The organism is Neisseria sp. P0021.S005, assembly GCF_051956955.1.
The window spans coordinates 1-4,033 of sequence record NZ_JBQCWY010000260.1; the positions used below are offsets into that span (position 1 = coordinate 1).

At 52.0% G+C, this 4,033-nt stretch carries 2 protein-coding genes; both read right to left on the reverse strand.

What is annotated here, in order from left to right; genetic code table 11:
* Nucleotides 1-143: 143 nt before the first annotated feature.
* On the reverse strand, nt 144-1,244 hold the full coding sequence (aroC, locus tag ACTHUE_RS12260; protein ID WP_440403106.1) for a chorismate synthase: 1,101 nt from the start codon (nt 1,242-1,244) through the stop codon (nt 144-146).
* A gap of 132 nt (nt 1,245-1,376) precedes the next feature.
* Nucleotides 1,377-4,033 (reverse strand): preprotein translocase subunit SecA (secA, locus tag ACTHUE_RS12265; protein ID WP_440423579.1); only part of this gene is annotated, 2,657 nt, incomplete at its 5' end.

The following is a 4,033-nucleotide window of genomic DNA, read 5'->3' on the forward strand; positions in this document are numbered from 1 at the left end:
GCGCCCAAAGCGGTTTCTTGTGCCATTGCGGTTGTATTCCTCTAATATAAATCCGTATTTTCGTCATACGGCAATAAGGTGCTATTGTAGTATAAAGACTGTGATTTGGCTAAATTTTTCTGAGAATATTCAGAAATAAACGGTTATTGTCCCAGTTTGGCAATGTCCGGTGTATTAACTTGAACATCAGCATTTTGCGCACGATGGCGTAAGGCGTGGTCGATCAAGACCAATGCCAGCATGGCTTCGGCAATCGGGGCGGCGCGTAATCCGACGCAGGGGTCGTGGCGGCCGTGTGTGGCAAGCTCGACAGGGTTGCCCTCTATATCAATGCTCCGGCGCGGTGTGGCGATAGAACTGGTCGGCTTGATGGCAATATTCACATGAATGTCTTGCCCGGTGCTGATGCCGCCCAAGATGCCGCCTGAGTGATTGGATAGAAAGCCTTGAGGCATGAGCTCATCGCCATGCTCGCTGCCGCGTTGCGTTACACTATCAAAACCTGCGCCGATTTCCACTCCTTTGACGGCATTAATGCCCATCATGGCATAGGCAATTTCTGCATCGAGGCGGTCAAAAACCGGTTCGCCCAAGCCGACAGGGACGTTGGCTGCTTCGATGTGAAGTTTTGCTCCGACAGAATCCAATGATTTGCGCACGCTGTCCATATAGTTTTCCAAGTCCTCAATTTGGCTTTGGTTTGCTGCAAAAAAAGGATTTTGGGAAATATATTCGTAGCTTTCAAACTGGATTTCTTTTTCGCCGACTTGGGTCACGTAGGCGGTAATTTCCGTGCCGAATTTTTCTTTCAGCCATTTTTTTGCAACAGCTCCGGCGGCAACGCGTGCAGCGGTTTCACGGGCGGAGCTTCTGCCGCCGCCGCGATAGTCGCGTGTACCGTATTTATGCCAGTAGGTGTAATCGGCATGTCCGGGGCGGAAGCTGGTGGCGATATTGCCATAGTCTTTGCTGCGTTGGTCGGTATTGCGAATTAGGAGGGCGATAGGTGTACCGGTGGTTTTGCCTTCGAATACGCCGGAGAGGATTTCGACTTGGTCGGCTTCGCGGCGTTGGGTAACGTGGCGGCTGGTGCCGGGTTTGCGGCGGTCAAGGTCATATTGGATATCCGCTTCGCTCAATTCTAATCCGGACGGGCAGCCGTCGATAATGCAGCCCAAGCCTGCGCCGTGGCTTTCGCCGAAAGTGGTAACGGTAAAGATTTGTCCGAAGGTGTTGCCTGCCATAGGGATACTCTTTTGAAATTGGGTTTGGAAATTTTTTGCTTGTTTGGATAATTCTCAGGCCGTCTGAACGGTGAAACGAGAATCTTTGACTTCGTTGTCACATCTGTTCAGACGGCCTTTTGAGATGACTGCTTAGTTCAATTTACCGTGGCACTGTTTGTATTTCAGGCCGCTGCCGCAAGGGCAAGGATCGTTGCGGTGAACAATCAGACCGTTTTGTGCAAGCGCTTCAGGGCTGAAGTCTGTGCCGTCAGGGTCGAACGCTTCGGTAACCAAATCGGTTTGCGATTGACCGAGCAATTCTTCCATATCAGGCGCATCGGAGTGGACAGTTTGAACATCGCTGACGCTTTGTGCAGCAGTGTGGTCGTATTCGCTGTTGCGCTCGATTTGAACGGCAGTCAGCAAAGCGGCAATGTTTTGTTTGATACCGCGCCACAGGTTTTCAAACATGGCGAAAGCTTCGCGTTTGTATTCCTGTTTCGGATTTTTCTGGGCATAGCTACGCAGATGGATACCTTGGCGCAAGTAGTCCATGGCGGCGAGGTGTTCGCGCCATTGGTTGTCGATAACTTGCAGCATAACATTGCGTTCGAAGTCAGACATAGCCTGTTTGCCGACCAATTTGACTTTTTCAGCGTATTCGTCTTCGATGCGCTTGATGAGGCGTTCTTTAATGTCTTGGTTGTCCAAAGTGCTGTCTTCTTTCAGCCAGCCTTTAATATCGACATGGAGGCGGAAATCAGCGGCAAGTTGGTGCTCCAGTGCCGGAATGTCCCATTGCTCTTCCATGCTGTCAGGCGGGATGTGGTAATCAACCAAGTCGCTGATAACGTCGGCGCGGATTTCGCGGGTCAAATCGCTGACGTCTTTACTGGTCAGGATTTCGTTACGTTGATGGTAAATTACTTTACGTTGGTCATTGGCAACGTCATCGTATTCCAAAACCTGTTTACGCATATCGAAGTTGCGGCCTTCGACTTTACGTTGTGCGCCTTCGATTTGACGGGTCAGCAGGCCGTGTTCGATGGCAACGCCGCGCTCGGGTGCCAAGCGGTTGAGGATGGCGGCGGCACGGTCGAGTGCGAAGAGGCGCAATAATGGGTCTTCAAACGACAGATAGAAACGGCTGGAGCCGGGGTCGCCCTGACGGCCGGCACGACCACGCAACTGGTTGTCGATACGGCGGCTTTCATGGCGTTCCGTACCGATAATGTGTAAACCGCCTGCGGCCACAACTTGGTCGTGTTCGGCTTGCCAACCGCTTTCAAGGGCAGAAATTTGCGCTTGTTTTTGCTGTTCGCTCAGGGTTTCATCGGCACGGATGGCTTCGATTTGATGTTTGAGGTTGCCGCCCAAGACAATATCGGTACCGCGGCCGGCCATGTTAGTGGCAACGGTAATCGCGCCAACTTTACCGGCTTGGGCCACAATCAATGCCTCGCGCTCGTGTTCTTTGGCGTTCAGAACGTTATGCGGCAGACCTGCTTCGTGTAACAAGCGGGAAACCAGTTCGGAGTTTTCGATGCTGGTGGTACCGACCAAAACCGGTTGGCCGTTTTTGTGGCATTCGGCAATGTCTTTGACAACGGCTTCAAATTTTTCTTCGGCTGAGCGGAAGATTTGGTCGTTGAAGTCTTTGCGTTGTACAGGACGGTTGGTCGGGATGATGACGGTTTCGAGGTTGTAAATGCTTTGGAACTCGAAGGCTTCGGTGTCGGCCGTACCGGTCATGCCAGACAGTTTGCTGTACAGGCGGAAGTAGTTTTGGAAGGTAATAGATGCAAGCGTTTGGTTTTCGCGTTTGATTTCTACGCCTTCTTTGGCTTCAACGGCTTGGTGCAAGCCTTCGGACCAGCGGCGACCGGCCATCAGACGGCCTGTGAATTCGTCCACAATCACGATTTCGCCGTCTTGGATAACGTAGTGTTGGTCTTTGTGGAACAGGGTGTGCGCGCGCAATGCAGCCATGAGGTGGTGCATTAGGGAAATATTGGCGGCAGAGTAGAGAGAATCGTTTTCCTGTAATAAGCCCATTTGGGTCAGGATTTGCTCGGCGTGTTCGTGACCGGCTTCGCTCAGAATAACTTGGTGTGCTTTTTCATCTACCCAGTAATCACCTTCGCCTTCTTCGGTTTCTTGGCGGATAAGGTGGGCAGGAACGGCATTCATCACGCGGTAGAGCTGGATGTTGTCATCCGCCTGGCCGGAAATAATCAGTGGCGTACGCGCTTCGTCAATCAGAATGGAGTCCACTTCGTCGACTACGGCAAAGTTCAATTCGCGTTGAACTTTGTCGTATTGGTCGGTCACCATATTGTCGCGCAGGTAGTCGAAACCGAATTCGTTGTTTGTACCGTAAGTAATGTCGGCACCGTAAGCAGTCTGGCGTTCGAAAGGTTGCAAATCGGCGACGATCACGCCGACGCTCAAGCCTAAGAAGTTGTACAACGGCTCCATAATGCTCGCGTCACGGGAGGCGAGGTAGTCGTTGACGGTAACGACGTGTACGCCTTTTCCTGACAATGCATTCAGGTAAACGGCAAGGGTGGCCACCAGAGTTTTACCTTCACCGGTACGCATTTCGGCGATTTTGCCGTTGTGCAGGACCATACCGCCGATCAGCTGTACATCGAAGTGGCGCATGCCCAATACACGGCTCGATGCTTCGCGGCAGACGGCAAAGGCTTCGACCAAGATGTCGTCCAGGCTTTGTCCGTCGGCGAGACGTTGTTTGAATTCGGCTGTTTTAGCTTGCAGTTCTGCATCGCTCAATGCCTGCATTTGTT

Coding starts and splice junctions, on each gene's coding strand:
- aroC (WP_440403106.1), bottom strand. CDS start 1,244: ATGGCAGGCAACACCTTCGGACAAATCTTTACCGTTACCACTTTCGGC.